Origin of the sequence: Bradyrhizobium sp. STM 3843 (assembly GCF_000239815.1) — a bacterium.
Lineage (GTDB): Bacteria > Pseudomonadota > Alphaproteobacteria > Rhizobiales > Xanthobacteraceae > Bradyrhizobium.
On the sequence record NZ_CAFK01000077.1, the window covers coordinates 1 to 4969 of the forward strand.

Genomic DNA, 4969 nt, shown 5'->3' on the forward strand with positions numbered 1-4969 from the left:
TGTGAGCCGACCCTCCCCCTCCAGGGGAGGGTAAGCAAGATGCCGATGTCCCTCGATCTCTCCTTCATCCTCATCCTTGTCTTACGCATGGGCATCGCCGCCGCCTTCGTGGTCTCGGCCTCGATGATCGCCGAGCGGTCAGGTCCCGTCATCGGCGCGCTGGTCGCCACCTTGCCGATCTCGGCAGGGCCGACCTACGTGTTCCTCGCGCTCGATCACGACGCCGGCTTCATCGCAGAGGGCGCGTTGACCAGCCTGCCGATCAATGCCGCCACCATCTTCCTCAGCCTGATCTATGCGGTGCTGGCGCAGCGGCGGACTGTACTCATCAGCACGGCCTGCGCCGTGGCCGTCTGGCTCGCGCTCGCGGCGCTGATCCGTAGTGTGCAATGGTCACTGGCCGCGGGACTGATCGCCAACGCCATCACCTTCGCCATCTGCCTGCCGCTCCTCGCGCGCTATCGCCACGCCAAGATGCCGCTGATCACACGCCGCTGGTACGACGTGCCGCTGCGGGCCTCGCTGGTCGCGGCACTGGTTGCGATCGTGACGTCGGTGTCGGGATGGGCTGGACCGGCGATCTCCGGCATGCTGGCGCTGTTTCCGATCGTCTTCACCTCGATGATGCTGATCCTGCAGCCGCGCATCGGCGGTCCCGCGACCGCCGCCGTGATCGCCAACGGCGCCTGGGGCCTGATCGGCTTCGGTATTGCGGTGGCAGTGCTGCATCTCGGCGTCCTGCATCTCGGCGCACAGGAGGGCCTAAGCCTCGCGCTGGCGACCTGCGTCGGCTGGAATCTCGGCTTGTGGTGGGTCGGGCGGAGGAAAAAGGCCGCGAAGTAGGACCCTCATGGTGAGGAGGCGCGTCAGCGCCGTCTCGAACCATGAGGCCCGGCTGACGACGGCAAGACGCTACGGCGCGGCTCGCTGGCCGCGGCGGTGCAGGAAGTCAGCGCGCGCGCGTACTGAAGGGTTCGCGTCCCCAGCGAAATATGCGATGAGCCGGTCCTCATCCAGAATGGGGGCGTGATCCGCGATGAGTGCGTCGGCAGCGATCCGCCGCACCACGACGGATGTGTCGCGGGCGGCCTGCCAGATCAGTTGGTCGAAAGGCGCGTCGCAATCGACCGCGCGGCTCGCATATTTGGGCACCCGCTGACGCAGTCCATAGACCTTATCGATCCAGGCCCATTCGAAGCCGACGATCCAGCGCGCCTGTCCCGACAGGAGGCATTGGTGAGCGATCGCTCTCACCAGTGGCTGCAAGGCGTTGGCCGCCAGCTCTGGCAGATGCGCATCTATGCCGCCAAAGCGCAGCGCGTTGCGCAGACATTTCCCAAGAGGGCCGTTGGCTCCGCCTCGCAACCGTGCCGCGACCGCTGCCAGCACATCCTCTCGCGCAAACATGGCATCAAGAGTATCGGCCTCGTTACTCCATCGACCCCACGCAAGGCGGCGGCCCAACAGGTACATGCTGGTGTCGGCTGCAACCTTCGGGTCGATCAGATTCAAGATCCGCCGGACGCAGCGCTCGGCGGCCCGTCGCACCGGTTCGGCCCAATCATTGAGCCGCCAAGCCAGCGCGGCCAGAAAGAATGGCGACGTAGGCGGCGTCTGGATCGCGTCCAGCGCGGCTTCTCTCGCATGCCCATTGGGATGAAACAGAAACAGCCACGCATAATCTGGATTCCGTCGCATCAGCGCGAGGTCGCGAACATAGATCGGCTCTGCCCCGGACACACCCCCCAGGTTATGCATCAATGGCTGCCAGCCGAGACGCGCCGCAATCGCGATCTCGCTCGATGCGCGGACGATGAGGTTGGCCGGCAGGGCGGATAGCTCGGCAAGGATCGTCTTCAACTCTTCATCCCAGTGCGAGCGCGGGACGCCAGCGCCGCTAATCTGCCGGTCAGAGAAGGAGAAAGCACGGTGCGGGAGCGCATTGTCATGCTGGTAGAATGGCAGGGTCTTGCTGGTTTTGGAACCCGGCGCGCACTCCCGACCCGCGTTGGGTGGAATCTCGGCCTGTGGTGGATAGGGCGGCGGAAGAAGGCCGCGAAGTAGGCCGTCATTCCGGGGCGATGCGAATAGCATCGAACCCGGAATCTCGAGGTTCCGGGTTCGGCTCTTCGAGCCGCCCCGGAACGACGGAGTAACAACTAACTGTTGCCCAACTTCGCCTTCAGCGCATAGAGCGCGTCCATGGCCTCGCGCGGGGTCATCTCGTCCGGGTTGAGCGCCTTCACCGCAGCGATCAGCTCTTCCGCCTCCTTCGACATCGTGGGCTCGACGCTCGCGCGCGAAGGCACGGCGAACAGCGGGAGATCGTCGACCAAAGCGCGCGCGCTCTGGCCACGGTCCTGCGCCTCCAGTTTCGCCAGCACCGATTTGGCGCGACTGATCACTGCAGGCGGCAGGCCGGCGAGCTTGGCCACCTGGATGCCGTAGGAGCGGTCGGCCGAGCCCGGCAGCACCTCGTGCAGGAACACCACATTGCCCTGCCATTCCTTGACCCGCACCGTCGCGTTGAACATGCGCGGCAGCTTAGCGGAGAGCGCGGTCAGCTCGTGATAATGCGTGGCGAACAGCGTGCGGCAGCGGTTGGTCTCGTGCAGATGCTCGATCGCGGCCCAGGCGATCGAGAGCCCGTCGAAGGTCGCCGTGCCGCGACCGATCTCATCGAGGATGACGAGCGCGCGCTCGCCGGCTTGATTCAGGATTGCCGCGGTCTCGACCATCTCGACCATGAAGGTCGAGCGTCCGCGCGCGAGATCGTCGGCGGCGCCGACGCGCGAGAACAGCCGGTCGACGATGCCGATCCGCGCGCGCGAGGCCGGCACAAACGCGCCGATCTGGGCCAACAAAGCGATCAGCGCGTTCTGGCGCAGGAAGGTGGATTTGCCGGCCATGTTCGGACCGGTCAGCAGCCAGAGCTGGCCGCTCTTTTGTCCTGGCGCTGGTGACAAGTCGCAGGAATTGGCGATGAACGGCTGGCCGTCGCGCTTCAAGGCCTGCTCAACCACCGGGTGGCGGCCGCCTTCGATGGCGAAGCCGAGCGAGGTGTCGACCTCGGGTCGCACATAATTGTCGTCGACCGCGAGCTTGGCGAGCGAGGTCGCGACATCGAGCAGCGCAAAACCATGCGCGGCATCGCGCAAGTTTTCGCTGGCTTCGAGCGCGGCGGTACAGAGTCGATCGAAGATTTCGAGTTCGAGATTGAGCGCGCGCTCGCCGGCATTGGCAATCTTGGCTTCGATCTCACCGAGCTCGGACGTCGTGAAGCGCACCTGGCCCGCCAGCGTCTGGCGATGAATGAAGGTCGCGTTCAACGGCGCGGTCATCAGCTTGTCGCCATGCTGCGCGGTGACTTCGACGAAATAGCCGAGCACATTGTTGTGCCGGATTTTGAGCGCCTTCACGCCGGTCTGGTCGGCATAGCGCGCCTGCATCGAGGCGACGACCAGGCGCGAGGCATCGCGCAGATTGCGCGCCTCATCGAGCGCGGGCTCGTAAGCCGCACGGACGAAGCCGCCGTCGCGCTTGATCAGCGGCAGCTGATCGTCGAGGGCGCGGGCGAATTCGGCCGCGAGGTCACGCGACGGCCGCGCCAGCGCGGCCATCACAGCCGCGATCTCCTGCGGCGGCTGCTCCAGGACAGCCAGCCGGTCCAGCACCTGATCAGCGGCCAGGATGCCATCGCGAAGGGCTGCCAGATCGCGGGGCCCACCGCGGCCGACCGACAGCCGCGCCAGCGCCCGTGACATGTCGGGCGCGCCGCGCAGGATGCTCCTGACATCCTCGCGCGCGGCGCTGTCGGCAACGAAGGCGGCGACTGCATCCAGCCGGCGCGCGATCTGTGCGGCCTCGGTGAGCGGCGCCGCCAGCCGCTGCGCCAATAGCCGCGAGCCGGCCGAGGTGACCGTGCAGTCGATGGCATCGAGCAGCGAACCCCGGCGTTCGCCGGCCAGCGTGCGGGTCAATTCCAGATTGGCGCGGGTAGCAGGATCGATCGCCATGGTCGCCCCGGTCGCCTCGCGCGACGGCGGCTCCAGCGGCGGACGTTTTCCCACCTGGGTGCGATCGACATAGGTGACGCAAGCGGCAGCGGCTGTTGCTTCCAGCCGCGACAGCGCCGCCAGCCCATCCATGGTGGCGACCGCGAAGTAATCGCACAGTCTGCGCTCGGCGGTGGCGCTGTCGAACACGTCGCGGGTCAGCGGCATCACGGCGGCGAGTTCGCGCAGGATCGGCTCGAACGCGTTGTCGGAATAGAGCGCGTCGCTGACGATCACCTCGTTCGGATTGATCCGGGCGAGCGTCGCCGCAAGCTCCGCGAACGCGCATTCCGTGACGATGAACTCGGCGGTCGAGATGTCGATCCAGGCGAGCCCCAGCCGGTCGCCGCCGGACGAGCCGCGGGCGCGCGCAATCGCAAGCAGATAATTGTTGGCGCGTGCATCGAGCAGATTGTCTTCCGTGAGCGTCCCCGGCGTGACCACGCGGACCACGCCGCGCTTGACCACGCTCTTGTTGCCACGCGCGCGGGCGGCGGCCGGGTCTTCCATCTGCTCGCAGACGGCGACGCGGATTCCTTGCGCGATCAGCCGGTGCAGATAATCCTCGGAACGCTCGACCGGCACGCCGCACATCGGGATGTCGACGCCCTGGTGCTTGCCGCGCTTGGTCAGCACGATGCCCAGCGCCTTCGAGGCGACTTCCGCATCCTCGAAGAACAGCTCGTAGAAATCGCCCATCCGGTAGAACAGCATCAGGCCGGGATGCGCCGCCTTGATGTCGAGGTATTGCTCCATCATCGGCGTGAGCTTGGCCGGCGCATCTTGCGCGGGCGTCGCATCGGGCATGTCGGGCGCGGAGATCGGCTGCTGGATCGTCATGGCGCGGAAATTACCCCAACTCGACGGCACGCTCCTACCGCTTTGCGGGCCCTGTCCCGGTTTTCCACGTCTCC

At 66.4% G+C, this 4969-nt stretch carries 3 protein-coding genes; 1 reads left to right on the top strand and 2 read right to left on the bottom strand.

Features of this window, described 5'->3' with window-relative positions; all coding sequences use genetic code 11:
• Window positions 1-45 precede the first annotated feature (45 nt).
• Window positions 46-843: a hypothetical protein gene (locus BRAS3843_RS10505; RefSeq protein WP_008968837.1), complete on the top strand. Its 798-nt coding sequence runs from the start codon at window positions 46-48 to the stop codon at window positions 841-843.
• A 69-nt stretch (window positions 844-912) separates the two neighbouring features.
• On the opposite strand, the gene BRAS3843_RS10510 is transcribed toward BRAS3843_RS10505, so the two are convergent.
• Both BRAS3843_RS10510 and mutS read right to left on the bottom strand, forming a co-directional pair.
• Complete coding sequence (locus BRAS3843_RS10510) at window positions 913-2094, bottom strand: hypothetical protein (RefSeq protein ID WP_050886409.1); 1182 nt, start codon at window positions 2092-2094, stop codon at window positions 913-915.
• A gap of 65 nt (window positions 2095-2159) precedes the next feature.
• On the bottom strand, window positions 2160-4895 hold the full coding sequence (gene mutS / locus BRAS3843_RS10515; RefSeq protein WP_008968840.1) for a DNA mismatch repair protein MutS: 2736 nt from the start codon (window positions 4893-4895) through the stop codon (window positions 2160-2162).
• Between the last annotated feature and the right edge of the window lie 74 nt (window positions 4896-4969).

Bases quoted from the DNA above. Each gene is read 5' to 3' on its own strand.
- BRAS3843_RS10510 (WP_050886409.1), bottom strand. From the start codon at position 2,094: ATGCTATTCGCATCGCCCCGGAATGACGGCCTACTTCGCGGCCTTCTT.
- BRAS3843_RS10505 (WP_008968837.1), top strand. From the start codon at position 46: ATGTCCCTCGATCTCTCCTTCATCCTCATCCTTGTCTTACGCATGGGC.
- mutS (WP_008968840.1), bottom strand. From the start codon at position 4,895: ATGACGATCCAGCAGCCGATCTCCGCGCCCGACATGCCCGATGCGACG.